The following is a 20,293-nucleotide window of genomic DNA, read 5'->3' as shown; positions in this document are numbered from 1 at the left end:
TTTAATATTTATAAAGGAATTTAAAATATGAGATATATTCTTATATTGTTACTGCCTTATATAGTTATGGCAGAAAATATTGAGGTACTGTATGAAAAAGTTCCTCAAAGCACAAGTTACAAAAGTAAATTAGCTATATTAAATGCAGAGTATCAATCTACAAAAGTAGATATGTCTGCAGGTGGCTTTAACGTGAACGGCGGAGTAACATACGCTGATCTCAAAGATCATTCAGATTCTGGAGTTGAGTATGAAGTTGCCATTTCAAAAGAAGTTTTTATCAATAGTTCAAAGATAGATAATTTTTTACAACAAAGTGATACATATAAAAATTTGCAAGCTAACAGTTTAGAAAACCGTTACAAAGTAAAGATTTGGCAGTTATACGGGGATTATTGTGTAGCTATGGAAGCACTGCAAGCAAAAGCAGAACTCTCTTCCGTATATGATGACATCAAAGCTCATATGCAAAAAGGTGCAGAGTACGGTGAGTTCGATAATTCTAAAGTTGTTATGTCAACTTTGGCGTTAGAGAGTTTGAATTTAGAACTTTCAAAACTTGAAAATCTGGTACAGATGTATGAGTCTCAAATAAAGGTTCTAGTAGATTTCGACGGGCAGTTCGAATGCAAAAATTTAGAAGCAGATATAGATAAACTGTTTGATCCTGAATATTCGGCCTTATGGCCTGTTTTAGAGACAAATGTACAAAAAAGCGATGCTGCACTAAAAGTAAGCCAGCAAACTTTCAATAGTGTGAACGTAGAAGCAAAATACACAGATGAACTGGATACAAACAGATATATGATTGGACTTTCTATTCCACTCAAGTTCGGTGAAAAAAATGAAGCAAAACGTGCTAAAGCAATGAGCGAAATGAGTGCAGCTAATTATGAACTTGAATCATTACGTAACCAGTACAGACATGAAAGCAGTGCTTTAAAAAGCAGACTTGATATATATAAAAAATATCTTTTAAGCAGCGAAAAAATTATCGTAGCACAAGCAAATCAACTGATTAATCAAAGTAATATGAGATTTATGGCCGGTGAAGAGAGTTTTCTTTCAATGATTAAAGCAACGGAAACAAAACTGAAAATGATTGAGACAATTTTAGATTTGAAGCTGCAAAGACACAATGCAGTTGCACAATATATGTATGAATATTCTATAGATCCACAAGGAGTAAAAAAATGATAAAAATAGCAATTTTAAATTTGATAACACTAGCGACATTATTCGCAAATGACTTGGTAGTTGCAGGAAATGACGCAATGATAAAAACAACAAAGGTAAAAGCGACAAAGAGTGTATATCTAGGAAGTTATCTGGCACAGGGACATCTTCCTGCAGATGCTACTTTTAGAATTGATGCACCTTTAGAAGGGATAGTTGAAACTTTAGGTGTGAACATCTATGACAATGTTAAACAAGGGAAAGTTATAGCTGCTATAAAAAGTCCTAAACTACTGGAGCTTGAAGCAGAATATATAAATCTTCTTATTGAAGAGGAGTATAATCAAAACGAACTCAAAAGACTAAAGCCTCTTTACGAAGCAGCAGTTGTTGCAAAAAAACAGTATCTTATGGCACAAAATATTTCTGAAAAATATAAAACACAATTAAAATTTTATAGAAATTTACTGCAAGAATGGGGACTGAGTTCTAAGCAGATAGAAACAATTACGCAGACAAAAAAAGCTATTACAGATATTAAGATATATGCACCGATTTCAGGAAAAATAGCAGATCTAAATATCTTTCCGAAAATGTACTTACAACGCGGAGATCACATGATGAGTGTTGTTGATACTGCTAAAACTCATCTTGAACTTTCATTACCGATAGCTTTAGCAAAAGAGTTACATGTAGGTTCAAAACTTTTTATAGGCGAGTCTCCTGTTGAAGTGGAATCAATTGCGGCAAAGATTGATCCCAGAACACAAACACTGGCTGTACATCTGTTAAGTAAAAACGGTATGAGTGTTTTACCTGAAGAGAAGAAAAATATCAAACTGTTTTGGCCGAAAGACGCATATGAATTACCTGCATCAGCAATTGTAAGTGTAGATGATAAAGCGGCTCTTTTCGTAAAAGTGGATAACGGATATAAACTGGTAAATGTAACAGTTTTAAATAGAGATACAAGTAAAGTATACGTAACATCTCAAACTTTACATACAAATGATCTGATCGTGACAAGCGGTGCTATAGCACTTAAGGGTGCTGTGGAGGCACAAAGCAATGATTGAAAAACTCATTGGAATAGCTTTACAACAAAGAGTACTTGCACTAATTATTGCTTTAGCTCTTGCTGTTGGCGGTGTGTTTTCGTACTCTAAATTAACGATTGATGCTTTTCCTGACGTATCTACTACACAGGTAAAGATTATTATCAAATCGCCCGGGATGACGCCAAAAGAGATTGAACAGCAGATTACGATTCCTATTGAATTAGAGATGCAGGGGATTCCTCACCAAAAGATAGTACGTTCTATATCTAAATATGCTTTAGCAGATATTACGATCGACTTTGAAGAGGGTACTGATCTGTATTGGGCAAGAGACAGGGTATATCAAAGGTTCAATAATATTAAAAACTCGCTGCCGGCAACAATGAGCGGAGGTATTGCCCCTGTTACAACACCTCTGGGTGAAATTTTAATGTTTACTATTGAGTCGGACACATTGTCTTTAATGGAGAAGCGTACGCTGCTTGACTGGGTTATTCGTCCAAGCCTTAGAAACATAGAGGGTGTAGCAGATGTAAATGCACTTGGCGGGGAAGTACAAACATTCAGAATTAAACCGGATTTTGCGGCGATGGCATCGCTTGGACTTACTTTAGAAAATATAGAAAATAAGATTGAGAAAAACAATGCCAATTTTGGAGCAGGAAGAATTGAGCGTGGAGATGAAGCATTGCTAGTGAGACTTCCTGGAAGTATGAAAAACAGTGATTCTCTTTCAAACTTAGTGATCAGAGTTGACGAAAACGGTGCGATAGTCCGCTTAAAAGATATAGCACAAGTAGCAACTGATAAGCTTACACGCTACGGGTATGTGACAAAAGACGGTAAGGGTGAAGCAGTAGAGGGTCTTGTTCTCGGACTTAAAGGTGCAGATGCATCACGTGTAACATCGCAAGTTAAACAGCGTTTGGATGAACTCGAGAGCAATTTACCGGAGGGGACAAAGATCAAGATCTTTTACGATAGAAAAGATCTCATCTCAAAAGCAGTAAATATGGTACAAAAATCTCTTACCGAAGCGATTATTCTTGTATTAATAATACTATTTTTATTTTTAGGAAGTTTTGTTTCTGCGATTACTGTTGCATTGATTTTGCCGCTTTCAATATTAAGTGCATTTATTTGTATGTACTATTTTGGTATCAGTGTGAATTTGATGAGTCTCGGAGGTATTGCCATTGCGATCGGGATGATAGTTGATTCCGGTGTTGTACTTGTAGAGAATGTTATAGCAAGACTTTCTGAAGAGAGAAATGAAAGTAGATTACATACGATCTATGTTGCTGCAAAAGAGGTAAGCACGCCTATTATTTCGGGTGTGTTTATTATTATCATTGTGTTTACACCGCTATTGATGCTGCAAGGTTTAGGGGGAAAACTTTTTGCTCCGGTTGCTCTGAGTATTGTGTTTACACTTGCCTCGGCAATCTTTTTGGCACTTTTTGTTATTCCGACAATTGCATCGTTTTTAATTAGGAAAGTATCTCACGAAGAGACATGGTTAATGAAACATTTAATCAAGTGGTATGAACCGCTATTACATAAAGCATTTAAAGCTGAAAAGTTTATTTATACACTTTTAGCTGTTTTACTAGTAGGGACATTTTTTGCATTTTCAACTATCGGTAAAACGTTTATGCCGACAATGGATGAAGGGAATATTGTTATCGGTGTTGAAACACCGCCGTCTATTAATATACCTGCAGGGATAACATTAGCTACGGAGATACAAAAAAAACTGATGCAGGAAATTCCGGAAATCAAATCGATTATTGCCAGAACAGGTTCGGATGAGATTGGACTAGATCCGATGGGGTTAAATGATACAGATACATTCTTGGTTTTTAAACCTAAAGAAGAGTGGAGAAAACAAGACGTAGAATGGCTTAAAGAGCAGATGAGGAAAACTCTTGAAGAGATCCAGGGGATAGAATACGGCTTTACCCAACCAATCGAGATGAGAACTTCAGAGATGCTTACAGGTGCCCGCGGTGATGTAGTTATTAAAGTATTTGGTGAAGAGATAGATAAACTTAATGAACTGGGAACAAAGATCAAAGAGATTACTCAACACACACAAGGTTCGGAAGATGTTTATATGCGTCAAAATGAGGGTGCTGCATACCAAGAGCTTCGTTTTAATGAAGAAAAACTTGGAAATTACGGACTTGATAAAAGTGATGTGGCTCATCTGCTTCAAGCTGCTGTAAGCGGTGTTGAGGTTGGAACGATTTATCAAGGGATGAAGCAGTTTTCAATTGTTGTCAAAGGGGATTATAAAACGACAAATCTTGATGAGATCTATCTTGTAGGTTCTATGGGGGAAGCAGTTTCTCTTTTAGAAGTTGTAGACATTGTAAGAAGCAGCGGACCTGTTGAGATTAAACATGAAAAAGCGAGACGTTTTGTTTCTATCCAGACAAATGTAAGCGGAACGGACCTGGTTACTTTTGTTGATAATCTTAAAGCAAATATTGCCAAAGATGTGGAATTGCCTTCCGGATATTCTCTGACTTTTGGCGGAGAGTTTAAAAATCAACAGGCTACGATGTCGAGATTATCACTTGTTGTACCGATTGCTCTTGTACTTATTTTTATGACCTTGTATATGACGTTTAAATCAATCGTACAAAGTATAATTATTTTTACGACGATACCTCTTGCTATGATGGGAGGAATATTCGGATTGTATCTGACAAACAGCTACCTTTCGGTTCCGGCTTCAGTAGGTTTTATTGCACTTCTTGGTATTGCTGTTCTTAACGGTGTTGTAATGGTTAGTTATTTTAACGAACTGGCACAAACGATGAATATCAAAGATGTGGTTATTCAAGGGGCAAAAAGAAGACTTCGTCCGGTACTGATGACGGCAACGATTGCAGCGCTTTCACTTGTACCTATGCTTTTTGCAACTGGACCTGGATCTGAGATTCAAAAACCGCTTGCAATAGTTGTTATTTTCGGATTAATCTCATCAACAGCTCTTACTTTGGTGCTTTTACCGATGCTGTATAAAAGATTTATTAAAGAGAATAATGATATAAATCTATCATGAAGATAGAAACAAAATACAACTACGAAAAAACATGGTCACTTACTTCTGAAGCAGATTTACTTAAAATCATTGCTGAAGAGGTTGGTGATGCCGATCCCCAAGGTACACTCAAATATATTAAAGAAGTTATAAAAAGCGGGAAAGAGATTAGCGTAGGCTCTTGTAAGTTTAGAGAAAAGAAATAAGGATATAGATGTTACAAAACCCTGATTTAGCAAAACTAATACTAAGACTTTCACTCGGAATTTTAATTCTGTTTCACGGTATTCATAAGATTATTCATGGAATTTCAGGAATTAAAGCGATGCTAGAACCGACAATCATTCCAACTTTTTTTGCTTATGGAGTGTTTGTAGGAGAATTAATAGCACCTATTTTTATCATTTTAGGTTTATATGCAAGAGTTGCTGCGGGTGTTTTAGCATTCAATATGTTTGTAGCTATTTACATGGCATATGGGTTTTCTCTTTCAATTTCAAAACACGGCGGTATTAGCTGGGAATTACCTCTGGTATATTTTATTATGAGTATTTTAGTCGTTTTATTAGGAAGCGGAAAGTACAGCGTAAACTCAAAATAATTTAAAGGTGTTTCACCTTTATTTTTGAGTTTAAACTCCAGCCGATAAGTGCCATTAAGGCAATAACACCGTAACTCGGTAAAAAACTATATGTATTTGCCAAGTACACTAACCAAAGAAGAATCGCTCCAAGCGGTGTCGGTACCCCAACAAAAAACTTCTCAACAGAACCTGCATCTGAATTAATGTTAAACTGGATTAAACGTCTAAGACCGGAGATTACATAAAAGATACTCACTGCACCTGCTAAAACAAGCTCTATCCCTTCAAAGCTTTTTGAGTATGTCGCTTGAAAGATCAAAAATACAGGTACAAGTACAAAACTTAAAAAATCTGCAAAACTGTCAAGCTGAATCCCAAACTCATTAGAGAGTTGAAATTTTCTTGCAATTTTCCCGTCAAATATATCAAATGCACCACCAATCCATGCAAGAATAATTGCTATAAAAAAATTATTTTGTGTTATGAAATAAGTTGCAAGTAAACCGGCTGTTATATTGACAAAAGTGAACATATTGGCGAGGTTAAAGTGAGATGAAGGAGTAAAAAGGAATTTCATAGTATCTATAAGCCTTGTTATTTTTTGAAATTATAGCAGAAGAATAAAATATTAAACAATTATTGAAATTGATATACATTATCAATATTAAGAATAGAATAAGCTGTTTTTGATTATCATTCTCAATATAAAGAATAAAAATTAAAAAGGTTACTAGATGAACAGTAAAATTTCAATCTTATTAATGGCATTATTATCAGTTACCCTGTATGGAGAAACTGAAGTTCAACAAAGAAGCGATTCCGTAAGAGAGGCAGTTTATGAGATCGGAAAGCTTGAAGAAAAAGAGGTTTCTGTTGTTGATAATTTCAAAAATATGTTTAAAAACGGAGAAATTAGCGGGCAACTTAGAGTTGCTTATGCAGGTTACAATCATAAGGACAGCACTCCTGATACATATGCAACTGCTATAGGTGGGATATTAAAATATGAACTAGCAGAATATAAAGGTTTTAATGCTGGTATCGCATTTTATGCTTCAAAAGATATTACATGGTTAAGCGGAAGTAATACACATAGAAATACGGAACTTTCATCATCGGAGGGTGAAGATGAAGATCTTAGTGAAGCGTATCTAAACTATAGAACAGGAAATTTTAATTTCAGAGCTGGTCGCCAAGTGCTTAACACACCTTTAGCAGATAGTGATGATATTAGAATGATCCAAAATACATTTGAAGCCTATGTTGCATCTTATGATAATGACGGATGGCAGTTGATGGCTGGAAATATTCAATCTTGGCACGGAATAGATCTTGAAAACGGTTTAGACGATGGTTGGAGAAAAATAGGTAACAATGGTGTGAATTTTGCCGGTGCAAAATATTACGATATGTGGGAATTTCAATCCTGGTACTATAATATCAGTGATAGTTTGAATGCTTTTTATGTAGACTTCGGTGTTGAGTATCCGATTAATGACTCTGTTACAATACATACAATGGCACAGTATCTTAATGAAGAAGAGTTGAAAAACAGTGGGAACAGTGCAAGTATTTATGGTGGATTGTTTGAAGTCGTATTTGGCGGTTTGGGTATCAATGTTTCTTACAACCATGCTGACAAGAAACAAGATAAAGAAAGTTTTTCCGGTTTTGGAGGAGGAACTTTATTTACAAATATGGACATGATGATTCTTGATAATATCTCTAAAGACAGAGAAGTTAATGCAATAGTTTCAGGATTGGGGTATAATCACGAAAACATATCGCTGATTTATGCGTATGGAGATTTTTTAGGCAAAGCAGATAGTAACGGTGATAAAGCACATATCGTAGAGCAAAATTTCAATATAGAATACAATGTAAATGATGAATTTTTAGTGGCATTCATTTATGTATTAAGCGAAGATAAGCAAAATGCACTAAAAACAGAATATGACTACGATAGAATGCAATTTATGATAAATTATAATTTTTAAAAGAGGTAGTATGAGATTAAATGAATGTAGTGTCGGCAAAAAATTAAAAATTTTAAAACTTCATGCCGATGAGACACTAAAACATAGACTAATATCTTTTGGAATTATGAAACATGCCGTCATTGAACTTATCGGAGAGGCACCCAGAAAAAAAACGATAGAGATAAAAGTTGGGAATATGCAAGTAGCCCTAAGAGCACAAGAAGCAAAGATGATAGAGGTAGAAGAGATATGAACAAAGAAACTTTAGCCTGTCCTGTTACTGCCAAACATATTAAGGTAGCGCTTGTCGGACAACCTAATGTCGGTAAGAGTATGCTTATTAACTCAGTAAGTAATGCACATTTACATGTAGGGAATTTTTCAGGTGTGACAGTTGATAAAGCAGAAGTGCTGTTTGATTACAAAGGGTACAACTTTACGGTCGTTGATTTACCGGGGACATATGCATTTACCGATTATACAATTGAAGAGAGAGTGACACACGATTACTTATGTGCCGAAGAGTACGATATTATCATTAATGTTGTAGATTCAACCAACCTCTTTAAAAATTTACAGCTCACTTCCGAACTTCTTACTATGAGTAAAAAGATTGTCATTGCTTTAAATATGAGTGATGAAGCGGAAAAAGAGGGTATCAGTGTTAATGCCGATTATATGACGGAGTTAATGGGACTTCCGTGTGTAAAAGTTTCTGCTGCTACAAAAATGGGAATAGAAACACTTATAGAAGCAGTTGTAAAAGAATACGAAAGTGATAAGGTAGATCCAAAACTTGTTTTTTCTGTAAGTGTTGAAGATGAAATTAGTAACTTAGTATCTTATTTTAAAAAGCACAAATATCAAGCAGCAAATTCTTATAGAAATATTGCTATTAATCTACTAAAAAACAATAAAAAAACATATGAGAAACTGCATGATAATCCAATCTGGACAGAATTACAGCCTGTTTTAATTGAAGCTTCAAGACATATAGAGATCCATCATGATACTGATGATGTTAAAGAAGCGTTTGCGGAGGAATATGCATCATTCAACAGAGGTATTGTTGCTGAAGTTGTCACACAGGAAAAACGAGAAGAGAAGAAAACATTAACGGAGAAGATCGATTCTGTATTGATCCATCCTCTTTTTGGTATTCCTATCTTTTTATTTTTTATGTGGAGCTTATTCCAGCTGACGTTTGAGATCGGTGCTATCCCGATGGATTATATCGATGGATTCTTTGGATGGTTCGGTGATGTTATAGGTGCTACAATACCAAACGATAGCGTCCGCTCTCTTGTTGTTGATGGGATTATTGCAGGTGTCGGGGCAGTTGTTCTTTTTATCCCGAATATCGTAATTCTTTTTATCGGTATAGCCCTGTTGGAAAGTACTGGATATATGTCGCGTGTTGCTTTCTTATTAGATGGATTTTTCCATAAATTTGGCTTGCACGGACAAAGTTTTATTCCTCTTGTAACAGGTTTTGGATGCTCAATTCCTGCATATATGAGTGCTAGGGTGTTAAAAAATGATAGAGACAGATTATTGACTCTTTTCATTATAGGTTTTATGTCTTGTGGTGCAAGGTTACCTGTGTACGTACTTTTTGCTGGAGCATTTTTTCCAGAAGATATGGCAGGAAACGTACTGTTTGCGATCTATATTTCAGGAGCAATCATGGGATTAATTGCAGCAAAAATTTTAAAACTTACTGCATTTAAAGGTGTTGATGAACCATTCGTTATGGAGATGCCAAAATACAGACTACCAAGTTTAAAGCTTATTTGGCATACTGTATTAACAAAAACAATGATGTACTTGAAAAAAGCGGGTACTTTTATTGCAGGTGCTTCAATGTTAATTTGGTTCTTATCAACATACCCTCATAATGATGCACTTGATGTAGTTTATGAAGCAAAAATTGAGAAAGCACAAAGTGAACAAGAGATCATAGTTCTTGAAAATCAACTTTCTATGGAACATTTAGAAAACAGTTATCTAGGAGCGATCGGAAAATTTACCGAACCGATTTTTGCACCTCTGGGATTTGACTGGAAAATGAATATTGCATTACAAACCGGACTAGCAGCAAAAGAGGTTGTAGTATCTACATTAGGAGTATTATATGCATTAGGTGGTGACGTAGATGAAACAAATACGTCATTAGCGACATTGATTAAAAATAATATACCGTTTGCTTCTGCAGTTTCATTCATTGTAGTTGTAATGATTTACTTACCGTGTCTGGCTGCTTCAATTGTCTTTACGCGTGAAGCTGGTAGTATTAAATACTTTTTTTACCTCTTTGCATTTACTTCTATCACGGCATATGTCATGGCATTTATAGCGTATAGAATAACTCTGATGATTACAGGTATTAGCTAATTGTTATTTTCTTGGGAGTATAATTTAGAAAACTAAAAAAGGTTGAAAATGGCTAAACATAAAATATTAATGATTGAAGATGATTTAGAACTTGCCGAAATTCTAGCAGAATATCTGGAGCAGTATGAGTTTGATATCACGGTAGAAGATGACCCTTTTAAAGCTGTTAGTATTTTAAAGTTAGAGCCTTTTGACTTAGTTATTTTAGATTTAACACTTCCTGGTATGGATGGTCTTGAAGTCTGTGAAGCGATACGCGAACGTCAAGATATCCCTATCATCATTTCTTCGGCTAGAAGTGATGTAACAGATAAAGTAAAAGCATTGGAACTCGGTGCGGATGATTATATGCCAAAACCTTATGACCCTCGTGAACTTGAAGCAAGAATTCAGTCTGTACTTCGCCGTTATGCAGCAAAAACAGAAGCAAAAGCGGAAAATAAAAGTGACTTTAAATGTGACAAAGAGACGATGACAATCACTTATAAAGGAAGAAATATAGATCTGACAAATGCAGAATTTGGTATTCTTGCATATATGATCCAAAAACACGGACTTGTAGTTTCTCGTGAAGATCTGATCCATAACGTAAATGCTATCAATGAAGACAGTTCAAATAAATCAATCGATGTAATGGTCGGGCGTATCAGAAGCAAGCTGGGAGATAAATCTTTAATAGAATCTGTCCGCGGTGTAGGATATAAACTACTCAAATGATCAAGAAAAATGCAGTACTCATAACGGTACTTTTTGCCCTAAGCGTTGCACTGGTTAGTATCAGTGCAATCTTTTGGGAATTTTATAAACTTAATAAACAACAATATATAGATCATATCTTCACAAAATATTCCGTTATTGCTCAAATCTATCGTGAACATATGCAAAGAAGTTCATCAGAAATTATGTTAGAAGCAAACTTGGCAGTTTACGATCTTTTTATTATTAAAGATAAACAAGAGACAAAGTCACTTTTAGAAAAAGCAAAAGTTTTGAAAAAAGAGGGATTTAAAAGTTATGATACTTCTTTAATGATCAATAAACAAGGACTTTTTACAAAAAATACTGTAACCAATCTAGAAGCGACGATGCTTGAGTATCAAAAGCGTATTTATTTCCACATAGCAAGTCCAGATTCGGAAGTATTTATTAAAGACGAGGTGTTAAAACCGTATAGTTATATTAATATGCTTTACTCATATAGTATGATATTTCTTATTATTGCTTTTTCATTTGTATTGGTCTTACAAAAACTTCGACCATTGATCCGACTTCGAAAGAAGATTGCTTTATACGGGAATGGAGATATGGATATCTCATTTAAAACACGAAATATTGATGAGATTGGTGCTGTTGCAAATGAGTTGGAAAATACTAAAGAGAAGATCAATACTATTTTGGAATCACGTACACTATTTTTAAGAAACCTGATGCATGAACTTAAAACTCCAATCGCAAAAGGTACTATTGCAACACAGATGTTACAAGAACAAAAACAGCGTGACCGTTTTACGTCTATTTTTACAAGGCTTGAAACTTTGGTTGAAGAGTTTGCCATGATTGAAGAAGTGACAAGTCTCGGTGATGCAACGGAGTTTAAAGAATATCGTTTAGTAGATGTTATTGACGGTGCTATAGATATGGCAATGGTTGAGAGGGAAAGAGTAGGTGTGATGATTCAAGCAGATGTTAAAGAAAAAGTAAATTATCGGCTGTATACAACTGCTATTAAGAATATGATTGATAATGGTATTAAATACTCTGATGATGGATATATTAAAATCTTAATCAATGATAGAGGAGAATTGTGTTTTGAAAGTAAAGGGGAATGCTTGAAACATCCTTTACAATATTATATAGAACCTTTTACAAAAGAGAACCCCTCAAAAAACAGTTTTGGACTTGGTTTATATTTAGTTGATTCTATCCTGAAAGTACATGGAAAAGTTCTTGCCCATGAGTATGAAAACGGGATTAATCGTTTTATATTTGCATAAGTTTAAATATGTAAACTATTATAATGAATAAATTGCTTTATATAGGTTTATCCCTTATTTTCTTTATTTTCGGATGGATAAGCCATTCAGCATACGAACCGGGAAACCGAATAGCAAAAAAATCTCTTTTTGAAAAAATTAAAGAGAGAAAAACTCTAAATGTAGTACTTTTAAATGCCCCCTCAACATATTATATCGGGCCTGATGGTCCAAGTGGTTTTGAATATGATCTTTTAGCTGCCTATGCAGAAAATTTAGGTGTAGAACTTAACATTACTGCTGCACATACTGTCAAAGAAGCACAGGAATATATTGGAAAAGAAGGTATAGATATCGTATCTGCTTCTTTAACAAAAACACCACGTAGAGAAGAGTTATATAACTTTGGACCATCTTATTTTGAAGTACAAGAACAAGTGGTATGTTACAGAGGGATGCTTGGTAGTTCAAAATTTCCACGAGATGTAGAAGATTTAGAAGGTTTAGAGATTGTTGTAGGGGAAAACACTAGTTATTATGAAACTGTAGAGTCCCTTATAAGCGATGGGTTTGATATTAATGTGAGTGTTACATCTGAATACTCCACTGAAGAGCTTTTAGAAATGGTTTCAAACCATCAGATAGATTGTACGATAGCCGATTCCAATATATATTCTATTAACCTAAAATATTTTCCAGATATTGCTATGGCTTTTTCAGTTAGTGGACGAGAACAGCTTGCTTGGATATTACCACAGAATTCTCCAAAGTTAGAAGCAGATATGTACAGCTGGCTTAATAATTATGTACAAACAGGTAAGATGACACAATTAAAAGATCATTACTACTCTTATGTACTTTTCTTTGACTATTACAATACAAAAATGTTTTATAAACGGATTAAATCAAGACTCCCTAAGTATGAAGATTATTTTAAAAGTGCCTCGACAAGGTTCGGTATTCCATGGGCACTTTTAGCAGCAGTTTCTTATCAAGAATCTCATTGGAACCCAAAAGCAAAAAGTTTTACTGGAGTTAGGGGAATGATGATGTTGACACGTCATACTGCAAGACTTTTAGGTGTTAAAAACAGACTTGATCCAAAGCAGAGTATTGTAGGTGGAACAAGACATCTCAAACAGATGATGAAAAATGTTCACGAAGGTGTTGAAGGGGAAGACAGACTCAAATTCGCTCTTGCTGCGTATAATGTAGGGGGTGGACATATTCAAGATGCAATGACTTTGGCAAAAAAACTTGGATTAAATCAATATGTGTGGAGTGATTTGAAAATTGTTTTACCTCTTTTATCCCAGAAAAAATATTATAAGTCACTCAAATTTGGATATGCTAGAGGAAGTGAACCTGTAAAATATGTTGAGTCAATCTATAACTATAAAAGTATCTTGGATAAGTTGGTAGATAATCAAGAAAAAGAAGCGGAAAAAACGCTAGATGAGAATACTACTCATTAGCGTGTGAAAGGTCTGCTAAAAAGCTTTCCATATCATATTTAATACGATATTCTGGTGTCATAATATGGATGAGGATATCACCTAAGTCAATTACAATCCAGTCTCCACTTTCATCAACATTATTGAAATGTTCATCGGGTTTAAGCCCTTTTTTTAAGTGGTCTAATAGTGCAACTGTATGCTTTTGACCAAGTGATGATGCGATGATCGCATAATCAACAAAATAATCTTTTCCAAGTAAATCAAAAACTTCGATTGCCTCAGCTTTATTTTGATCAAGTATAGAAGTGATTTTTTCTATTCTATTTGTCATTGTATTCCTTATAATATTTTAATATTTCATCTGCAATTTTGGGAGGAAGAAACTTCAGTTCACAATCTTTTCTTAATTGTGTCGAAGATATCGGTACATCTACATTAAGTTGTATATAGTCATCCGATATATGAGTCTCTTCACGTGTAACAATTATAAATTTTACCAGTTTGACAAGTTCGTCATATTTATACCATTTCTCTAAAGAAGCCAAGTTGTCCGCACCAATTACTACATAAATATCTTTATAAAACTGTTGAAGATATTTAACAGTGTCTATGGTTGGAACTTTTTTTTGCTGTTCCACTTCAAAAGAGCTTACTTCTATATTTTGATAATCTTGAAATATATCTTTTAACCATTTAAGTCTTAAGTGAGCATCAGCTATAAACTTTGACTTAAACGGGTTGAGGTAAGTTGGCATTATGACGACTTTATCAATAAAATCTAAATCTCTTAAAGCCTCGACAATTTTGATGTGACCTATATGGGGAGGATCAAAAGAGCCGCCAAAAAGTGCAATATTTTTCATTTAATCAGAATTATAACTAAATTTGGATAAAATAACAGAATTTAATTTTTATAGGATATAAAATGGCACTAAAAATAGCAATTAATGGATTTGGTAGAATCGGTCGTTGTGTTGCTAGAATTGCGGCTACAAGAGACGATGTAGAAGTTGTTGCAATCAATGATATGGCAAGCATGGATATGATGTTATATCTTCTAAAAAACGATTCGGTTCACGGAACATTCAAAAGCGAAGTAGAACAAATTGATGATGAAAATATCAGTATAGACGGACATAAAATCAGAGTGTTTTCTGATAGAGATCCTAAGAATTTGAAATTTGCTGATTGTGGTGCAGATATGGTTTTAGAGTGTACAGGTGTTTTCTTGACTCAAGAGAGTGCACAAGTACATATTGATAACGGTGTAGAAAAAGTTCTTTTCTCGGCTCCTGCAAAAGATAAGAATACTCCAACATTCGTAATGGGTGTAAATGAAGATAAATACGATGGGCAAAAAATTGTTTCAAATGCTTCTTGTACTACAAATTGTTTAGGTCCTGTAGCTCGCGTTTTAGATGATGCTTTTGGAATTGAAAAAGGTCTTATGACTACAATTCACTCATATACAAATGATCAAAATATCTTAGATGTAAAACACTCTAAAGATAAACGTCGTGCTCGTGCGGGTGCTGTTAATATGATCCCTACGACAACTGGTGCTGCAAAAGCTATCAGCCTTGTATTACCACAATTAGAAGGAAAACTTCACGGTCAATCTGTTCGTGTACCTACACCGGATGTTTCTATGGTTGACTTAAATGTAGTTGTAAGAAAAGAGACTACAAAAGAGGAAGTAAATGCAGTATTTAATGCAGCAGCTGCAGGAAGTCATAAAGGTCTTATTTTAGTAGACAAAGATATGAGAGTATCTCAAGATTTCGTAGGATGTGAATACAGTTCGATCGTGGCAGAAGATCTAACACAAGTTATCGGTGGTAACATGGTAAAAGTTATGGCTTGGTACGATAACGAGTGGGGTTATTCTATGAGACTTTTAGATATGGCTGTTCATATTTCTAAATAAGGGTATAGATGGAGTTATTGCATTTAAAAAATTTACAACTAAAAGATAAAAAAGTTTTTATCAGATGTGATTTTAATGTTCCAATGGATGAGTTTGGCAACATTACAGATGACAGACGTATCCGTTCAGCAGTTGCGACTATTAATTATTGTTTAGATGAAGATTGTGCAGTTATTTTAGCTTCACACTTTGGACGTCCTAAAGGTGAGTTTGATGAAAAATATTCATTAGCACCGGTTGCAAGACGTTTACAACAACTATTAAAACGCCACGTATCGTTAGCACCAAGTGTAGTTGGTGAAGATGCACTTAAAATGGCTCAAGAGTTACCTCGTCATGAAGTAATGTTATTAGAGAACTTACGTTTTGAAGAAGGTGAAACTAAAAATGATGAAGAGTTGTCAAAAAAATTAGCTTCGATGGCTGAGTTTTATATTAATGATGCATTTGGTGTATCTCACCGTGCTCATGCTTCTGTTCACGGAATTACGAAGTATTTTGACAATGAACATAAAGCTGCAGGTTTTTTACTTGAAAAAGAGATCAATTTCTTTGGAAAGCTAATTGACAATCCTGTACGCCCGTTTGCTGCTATTGTAGGTGGTTCAAAAGTATCAGGTAAACTAGAAGCACTTGTAAATCTTTTACCGAAAGTGGACAAACTGTTCATCGGTGGCGGTATGGCTTTTACTTTCTTAAAACAGTTAGGGTACGATATAGGGGCATCACTAGTTGAAGACGATCTACTAGAAGAAGCACAAAAAATTATGGATAAAGCTAAAGAGCTTGGTGTAAAATTTTATTTACCTGTAGATGTTATAGCAGCGGAAAAATTTGCAGAAGATTCAGTTATTAAAATTGTAACTGCACAAGAGATTCCTCACGAATGGATGGGTCTTGATATTGGTCCTGCAACAGTAAGACTTTACCGTGAAGGTTTAAATGATGTACAAACTGTTCTTTGGAATGGGCCAATGGGTGTGTACGAGATGGAAAGATTTGCAAGAGGTAGTTCAAAAATAGCTAACTTTGTAGCAGATAGTTATGCAACTACTGTTGTAGGTGGCGGTGATACTGCTGACCTTGTACAGCGTGTGAAAGTTGATGATGAAATCACTTTTATCTCAACAGGCGGCGGAGCATCGTTAGAGTTATTAGAAGGTAAAATTTTACCGGGTGTTGAAGTTCTTTTAGCAGATTAAGAAAGGGTGTAATGATAGTAGCTGCAAATTTAAAAACAAATTTAACTAGAAAACAAACAAATATATATATTAAAGAATTAGAAAAATTTTTAAGTTCTGAAAATATTACACAAGATATCTTTGTTTTCCCTGCTACATCTTCACTTGATACTTTTGACACTCAAACTATTGTAGGGGCACAAAATGCATATCCTGTGCAAAACGGTGCTTTTACCGGTGAAATTGGGCTTGACCATTTAGATGAATTTGGAATCAAAACTATTTTAATCGGTCATAGCGAACGTCGTCATATACTGGGTGAATCTCAGGAAGCTATTGCTGAAAAATTTAACTATTTTAAAGAGCTTGGATTTACAATTGTCTATTGTGTTGGCGAACCTCTAGAAAAAAGAGAAGCCGGATCAAATGTTATGATGGAATACATTAATGCCCAGTATGAGGGTATTGATACAAAGTATGAAAAACTTATTATTGCGTATGAACCAGTGTGGGCAATCGGTACTGGGCTTACTCCTACAAATGAGGATATTTTAGCAATACACAGAGAGTTAAAGAAAAAATCTCAAGCACCTCTTTTATATGGTGGCAGTGTCAAAGTAAATAATGCTAAAGAGATTATGGCATTACAAAATGTAGATGGGGTACTTGTAGGAAGTGCAGCATTAAATGTAGAAGACTTTTGTCAAATGGCAGTTTTTGCAGAAGACTTGGAAAAATAAAAGTAAGGAGAAATGTTTTAATGGTAATGAAAGGTAAAAAAGGACTGATTGTAGGTCTTGCAAATAATAAATCTATTGCATATGGGATTGCAAAAGCGTGTAAAGAACAAGGTGCTGAACTGGCATTTACATATTTAAATGATGCACTTAAAAAAAGAGTTGAACCAATCGCGGTAGAATTTGGTAGCGGTGATTATGTGTATGAACTAGATGTGTCAAATGAAGAGCATATGGCAGGAATTGCAGAAAAAATTGAAAAAGATTTTGGAAAAATTGACTTTTTAGTGCATTCAGTAGCATTTGCACCAAAAGAGGCTCTGTCTGAACCGTTTATGAAAACTTCTAAACAAGCATTTGAGATTGCTATGAATATTTCTGTTTACTCGTTAATTGATCTTACAAACAGACTAGAGAGTGTGTTAGCAGATGATGCCTCAATCTTAACACTTTCATATCTTGGTGGACCAAAATGGGTTGCAAATTATAATGTGATGGGTGTAGCAAAAGCTGCGTTAGAGGCGAGTGTACGATACATGTCAGTGGAACTTGGATCAAAAGGACAACGTGTAAATGCGATCTCTGCTGGTCCTATCAAAACACTTGCTGCTGCCGGTATCGGTGATTTTTCTCAGATTTTAAAATGGAATGAATTAAATGCTCCATTAAAAAGAAATGTAACAATTGAACAAGTTGGAAACTCTGCAATGTATCTTTTAAGTGATCTGGCTTCTGGTGTAACTGGTGAAGTACATTATGTAGATAGCGGTTATAACGTGATGGGTATGGCTGCAGTTGAAACTAACGATGAAGGTAAAACTGTTCTTTCTTGGGATGTGAAATAATTTCACTTCCCAATAACAGGTAGACTCTCCATTTGCTTCACATGTGAGCTGTTTTCATCATTTGGCTTAGCTTTTTGATAAGCTACAGCTTTATCCACATACTCCTGTAATGTAAAACTTCTTTCTTTATTTTCAGTATATTTCACTTCTTGAGTCGTTTCTTGTGATGTTGTAGTATTTTGTTCCTCCTCCACTACAACTTCTTGTTTCATATACTTTTTTTGAATTTCTGGATCTTTTTCTACAGTTGGTGACCAGTCTTCCTTAAGCCAATTATCCAAAGAACGTTGCATAAAGCCCGCTTTTTTGTTGATTGTTGTTGCACTGATGTCATTCTTCATATTACCATTATTAGCAGATGTGCCCGTAGATGTAGTACATCCAGACAGTGATACTAATGTGATAAATGTTACGATTGTGATATTTACTTTTTGTTTCATATTGTCATTCTAACTAAATGTTGGTAAATAAATAATCATTTTAATGTGTATTTAAGAATAGGGTGTGCTATACTGCATACGAAATTTGTAAAGAAACAAGGAGAATGAATGAAATTTACAAAATTAAGTTTAGTGGCTGCACTACTTGCTGGCTCAAGTGTATTTGCTATTGATAATGTAAAAGTTAGTGGAGATGCTAATCTTTTTTATACTACTACAGATAATGGTACAGCAAACAGTAAACTATTTGACAAAGATAGTTCTGCTGCTGATGCTTCTGTTAACTTAAACGTTACTGCTGATCTATTTAAAAATGATCTTGTAACAATCAGTGCAGGTGCTGGATATACAGTACTTACAACTTTAGGATTAGAAAACAATCTAGTATCAGGTGTTTGGGGTGATGCTCACAATGTAACTAATTTAGGTACTAATGGTTCAAGTTATGGAACTAAAGTAGATAATGCTAGTTGGGTAAATGAAGCATGGATCGCTGCAACTGTAGGTAAAACTACTCTTAAATTAGGTCGTATGGAACTTGATACTCCATTAGCATTCACTGAAAAATGGACAATTGAAAAAAATACTTTCGAAGGTGTTGTTGCACTTAACCAAGATATTCCAGATACAACTTTAGTAGGTGCATGGGTTGGTAACGGTAACGGTACTGAAGCTTTTGGTGCAGCTCCAACTGCTCTTTTAAGTGGTGCTGGTTTAGCAGCTGGTGGTGTTGTTACTACAGATGCTAAGTTCTCAACTTACGGTTCTGACGGTGCATATGCTGCTGGTATCATCAACAACTCTTTTAAACCGTTAACAATTCAAGGTTGGTATTACAACGTAGCAAAAGTTGCTAATGCATACTGGTTACAAGCTGATTTAGCATGCCAAAAAATTCCAGGTTTATTAGCTGGTGCTCAATATACAGAAATTAGTATTGATACAAGCTTTTCAGGGTTAACTTCTGATCTTAAAAATGATGCATATGCTTTAATGCTTGGTTATGAAATGAAAGATGTAGCAACTGTGAAGGTATCAATGTCACAAACTGGTAACAAAACAGATGCAAGTGGTACTCTGTCTGCTCGTGTTGGTTACAATACTGCAACAGCTGTTGGTACTGCACAATCTAAACTTTATACTGAAGCATGGTGGAACTATGGTAAAATTACTCAAGTTGATGCTAAAGCTTACAATGTAACTGTAGAGTCTCCAGTAAATGGTTTATTTGATTTAGGTATCTACTATACAAATGTTGACCAATCTCAAAAATGGGGTAACGGTGATTTAACTGAGTTAACTGTAACTGCTTCTAAATCGTATGGTCCAGCTGATATCACTTTAGCATATATCAATGCAGATGTTGAAGATAACAATGTGTTAACTAAAGATAAATCAGATACAATTCAAGCTTACGTAACTGTAAACTTCTAATAGAAGAACTTATTCTTCTTAAAGTCAATCCCTTTTGGGATTGACATACTTCTTTTG

Annotated in this window: 20 protein-coding genes; 16 read left to right on the top strand and 4 right to left on the bottom strand. The window is 34.8% G+C overall.

Features of this window, described 5'->3' with window-relative positions; genetic code table 11:
• Positions 1 to 27 precede the first annotated feature (27 nt).
• Genes P6N22_RS09175 through P6N22_RS09155 form a run of 5 tightly spaced genes read left to right on the top strand, consistent with a single transcriptional unit; the run spans position 28 to position 5,887 of the window.
• The gene (locus tag P6N22_RS09175) at positions 28 to 1,197 is read left to right on the top strand and encodes a TolC family protein (RefSeq protein WP_280332283.1); all 1,170 of its coding nucleotides are present in this window, start codon (positions 28 to 30) and stop codon (positions 1,195 to 1,197) included.
• On the top strand, positions 1,194 to 2,252 hold the full coding sequence (locus P6N22_RS09170; protein ID WP_280332281.1) for an efflux RND transporter periplasmic adaptor subunit: 1,059 nt from the start codon (positions 1,194 to 1,196) through the stop codon (positions 2,250 to 2,252). Before P6N22_RS09175 ends, P6N22_RS09170 begins: the two co-directional genes overlap by 4 nt.
• Complete coding sequence (locus P6N22_RS09165; protein ID WP_280332279.1) at positions 2,245 to 5,307, top strand: CusA/CzcA family heavy metal efflux RND transporter; 3,063 nt, start codon at positions 2,245 to 2,247, stop codon at positions 5,305 to 5,307. Before P6N22_RS09170 ends, P6N22_RS09165 begins: the two co-directional genes overlap by 8 nt.
• Positions 5,304 to 5,492, top strand: a complete 189-nt coding sequence (locus P6N22_RS09160) for a hypothetical protein (RefSeq protein ID WP_280332277.1) — start codon at positions 5,304 to 5,306, stop codon at positions 5,490 to 5,492. Before P6N22_RS09165 ends, P6N22_RS09160 begins: the two co-directional genes overlap by 4 nt.
• An 8-nt stretch (positions 5,493 to 5,500) precedes the next feature.
• Positions 5,501 to 5,887 carry a DoxX family protein gene (locus P6N22_RS09155; RefSeq protein WP_280332276.1) on the top strand — a complete coding sequence of 129 codons (387 nt, stop codon included), beginning with the start codon at positions 5,501 to 5,503 and terminating at the stop codon, positions 5,885 to 5,887.
• 1 nt (position 5,888) lies between these two features.
• Here P6N22_RS09155 and P6N22_RS09150 read toward each other — a convergent pair whose 3' ends face one another.
• The gene (locus P6N22_RS09150; protein ID WP_280332274.1) at positions 5,889 to 6,446 is read right to left on the bottom strand and encodes a CDP-alcohol phosphatidyltransferase family protein; all 558 of its coding nucleotides are present in this window, start codon (positions 6,444 to 6,446) and stop codon (positions 5,889 to 5,891) included.
• 157 nt (positions 6,447 to 6,603) lie between these two features.
• Here P6N22_RS09150 and P6N22_RS09145 point away from each other — a divergent pair, with 157 nt between their 5' ends.
• The 6 genes from P6N22_RS09145 to mltF are packed head-to-tail and all read left to right on the top strand — an operon-like array spanning position 6,604 to position 13,690.
• A complete protein-coding gene (locus P6N22_RS09145; protein WP_280332272.1) occupies positions 6,604 to 7,866 on the top strand; it encodes a hypothetical protein in 1,263 nt (420 codons plus the stop codon).
• 10 nt (positions 7,867 to 7,876) lie between these two features.
• Entirely contained in the window at positions 7,877 to 8,101 is a 225-nt protein-coding gene (locus P6N22_RS09140) for a FeoA family protein (protein ID WP_280332270.1), read from the top strand.
• Positions 8,098 to 10,242: a ferrous iron transport protein B gene (gene feoB / locus P6N22_RS09135; RefSeq protein WP_280332268.1), complete on the top strand. Its 2,145-nt coding sequence runs from the start codon at positions 8,098 to 8,100 to the stop codon at positions 10,240 to 10,242. Before P6N22_RS09140 ends, feoB begins: the two co-directional genes overlap by 4 nt.
• 48 nt (positions 10,243 to 10,290) lie before the next feature.
• Complete coding sequence (locus tag P6N22_RS09130; RefSeq protein WP_280332266.1) at positions 10,291 to 10,959, top strand: response regulator transcription factor; 669 nt, start codon at positions 10,291 to 10,293, stop codon at positions 10,957 to 10,959.
• Positions 10,956 to 12,236, top strand: a complete 1,281-nt coding sequence (locus tag P6N22_RS09125; RefSeq protein ID WP_280332264.1) for an ArsS family sensor histidine kinase — start codon at positions 10,956 to 10,958, stop codon at positions 12,234 to 12,236. Before P6N22_RS09130 ends, P6N22_RS09125 begins: the two co-directional genes overlap by 4 nt.
• Before the next feature lie 23 nt (positions 12,237 to 12,259).
• Positions 12,260 to 13,690, top strand: coding sequence for a membrane-bound lytic murein transglycosylase MltF (gene mltF, locus P6N22_RS09120; protein ID WP_280332262.1), 1,431 nt, complete (start codon positions 12,260 to 12,262; stop codon positions 13,688 to 13,690).
• On the opposite strand, the gene rsfS is transcribed toward mltF, so the two are convergent.
• Positions 13,680 to 14,003 carry a ribosome silencing factor gene (gene rsfS / locus P6N22_RS09115; RefSeq protein ID WP_280332260.1) on the bottom strand — a complete coding sequence of 108 codons (324 nt, stop codon included), beginning with the start codon at positions 14,001 to 14,003 and terminating at the stop codon, positions 13,680 to 13,682. The two genes, mltF and rsfS, sit on opposite strands and share 11 nt — an antisense overlap.
• A complete protein-coding gene (gene nadD / locus P6N22_RS09110) occupies positions 13,993 to 14,535 on the bottom strand; it encodes a nicotinate (nicotinamide) nucleotide adenylyltransferase (protein ID WP_280332258.1) in 543 nt (180 codons plus the stop codon). Before nadD ends, rsfS begins: the two co-directional genes overlap by 11 nt.
• Positions 14,536 to 14,597: 62 nt before the next feature.
• Here nadD and gap point away from each other — a divergent pair, with 62 nt between their 5' ends.
• From gap to fabI, 4 genes are read left to right on the top strand one after another with little or no spacing between them, the layout of a single operon-like run.
• Positions 14,598 to 15,599, top strand: a complete 1,002-nt coding sequence (gap, locus tag P6N22_RS09105; protein WP_280332256.1) for a type I glyceraldehyde-3-phosphate dehydrogenase — start codon at positions 14,598 to 14,600, stop codon at positions 15,597 to 15,599.
• Between the two features lie 8 nt (positions 15,600 to 15,607).
• A complete protein-coding gene (locus P6N22_RS09100; RefSeq protein ID WP_280332254.1) occupies positions 15,608 to 16,801 on the top strand; it encodes a phosphoglycerate kinase in 1,194 nt (397 codons plus the stop codon).
• An 11-nt stretch (positions 16,802 to 16,812) separates the two neighbouring features.
• Positions 16,813 to 17,520 carry a triose-phosphate isomerase gene (locus P6N22_RS09095; RefSeq protein WP_280332253.1) on the top strand — a complete coding sequence of 236 codons (708 nt, stop codon included), beginning with the start codon at positions 16,813 to 16,815 and terminating at the stop codon, positions 17,518 to 17,520.
• Between the two features lie 20 nt (positions 17,521 to 17,540).
• Positions 17,541 to 18,362, top strand: a complete 822-nt coding sequence (fabI, locus tag P6N22_RS09090; RefSeq protein WP_280332251.1) for an enoyl-ACP reductase FabI — start codon at positions 17,541 to 17,543, stop codon at positions 18,360 to 18,362.
• Positions 18,363 to 18,364: 2 nt separating this feature from the next.
• Here fabI and P6N22_RS09085 read toward each other — a convergent pair whose 3' ends face one another.
• The gene (locus tag P6N22_RS09085; protein WP_280332249.1) at positions 18,365 to 18,802 is read right to left on the bottom strand and encodes a hypothetical protein; all 438 of its coding nucleotides are present in this window, start codon (positions 18,800 to 18,802) and stop codon (positions 18,365 to 18,367) included.
• A gap of 108 nt (positions 18,803 to 18,910) precedes the next feature.
• Between P6N22_RS09085 and P6N22_RS09080 the strand changes: the two genes are divergently transcribed.
• Entirely contained in the window at positions 18,911 to 20,236 is a 1,326-nt protein-coding gene (locus tag P6N22_RS09080) for a hypothetical protein (protein WP_280332247.1), read from the top strand.
• Positions 20,237 to 20,293 lie beyond the last annotated feature (57 nt).

The organism is Sulfurimonas sp. C5 (genome assembly GCF_029872055.1).
GTDB lineage: Bacteria > Campylobacterota > Campylobacteria > Campylobacterales > Sulfurimonadaceae > Sulfurimonas.
Note: the sequence above shows the minus strand (reverse complement) of the source record. Positions and strands in the feature narration are given on the sequence as shown.

Bases quoted from the DNA above. Each gene is read 5' to 3' on its own strand.
- P6N22_RS09080 (WP_280332247.1), top strand. From the start codon at position 18,911: ATGAAATTTACAAAATTAAGTTTAGTGGCTGCACTACTTGCTGGCTCA.
- P6N22_RS09170 (WP_280332281.1), top strand. From the start codon at position 1,194: ATGATAAAAATAGCAATTTTAAATTTGATAACACTAGCGACATTATTC.
- P6N22_RS09165 (WP_280332279.1), top strand. From the start codon at position 2,245: ATGATTGAAAAACTCATTGGAATAGCTTTACAACAAAGAGTACTTGCA.
- fabI (WP_280332251.1), top strand. From the start codon at position 17,541: ATGGTAATGAAAGGTAAAAAAGGACTGATTGTAGGTCTTGCAAATAAT.
- mltF (WP_280332262.1), top strand. From the start codon at position 12,260: ATGAATAAATTGCTTTATATAGGTTTATCCCTTATTTTCTTTATTTTC.
- feoB (WP_280332268.1), top strand. From the start codon at position 8,098: ATGAACAAAGAAACTTTAGCCTGTCCTGTTACTGCCAAACATATTAAG.
- nadD (WP_280332258.1), bottom strand. From the start codon at position 14,535: ATGAAAAATATTGCACTTTTTGGCGGCTCTTTTGATCCTCCCCATATA.
- P6N22_RS09140 (WP_280332270.1), top strand. From the start codon at position 7,877: ATGAGATTAAATGAATGTAGTGTCGGCAAAAAATTAAAAATTTTAAAA.
- P6N22_RS09125 (WP_280332264.1), top strand. From the start codon at position 10,956: ATGATCAAGAAAAATGCAGTACTCATAACGGTACTTTTTGCCCTAAGC.
- P6N22_RS09155 (WP_280332276.1), top strand. From the start codon at position 5,501: ATGTTACAAAACCCTGATTTAGCAAAACTAATACTAAGACTTTCACTC.
- P6N22_RS09160 (WP_280332277.1), top strand. From the start codon at position 5,304: ATGAAGATAGAAACAAAATACAACTACGAAAAAACATGGTCACTTACT.
- P6N22_RS09145 (WP_280332272.1), top strand. From the start codon at position 6,604: ATGAACAGTAAAATTTCAATCTTATTAATGGCATTATTATCAGTTACC.
- P6N22_RS09100 (WP_280332254.1), top strand. From the start codon at position 15,608: ATGGAGTTATTGCATTTAAAAAATTTACAACTAAAAGATAAAAAAGTT.
- P6N22_RS09085 (WP_280332249.1), bottom strand. From the start codon at position 18,802: ATGAAACAAAAAGTAAATATCACAATCGTAACATTTATCACATTAGTA.
- P6N22_RS09130 (WP_280332266.1), top strand. From the start codon at position 10,291: ATGGCTAAACATAAAATATTAATGATTGAAGATGATTTAGAACTTGCC.
- rsfS (WP_280332260.1), bottom strand. From the start codon at position 14,003: ATGACAAATAGAATAGAAAAAATCACTTCTATACTTGATCAAAATAAA.
- P6N22_RS09095 (WP_280332253.1), top strand. From the start codon at position 16,813: ATGATAGTAGCTGCAAATTTAAAAACAAATTTAACTAGAAAACAAACA.
- P6N22_RS09175 (WP_280332283.1), top strand. From the start codon at position 28: ATGAGATATATTCTTATATTGTTACTGCCTTATATAGTTATGGCAGAA.
- P6N22_RS09150 (WP_280332274.1), bottom strand. From the start codon at position 6,446: ATGAAATTCCTTTTTACTCCTTCATCTCACTTTAACCTCGCCAATATG.
- gap (WP_280332256.1), top strand. From the start codon at position 14,598: ATGGCACTAAAAATAGCAATTAATGGATTTGGTAGAATCGGTCGTTGT.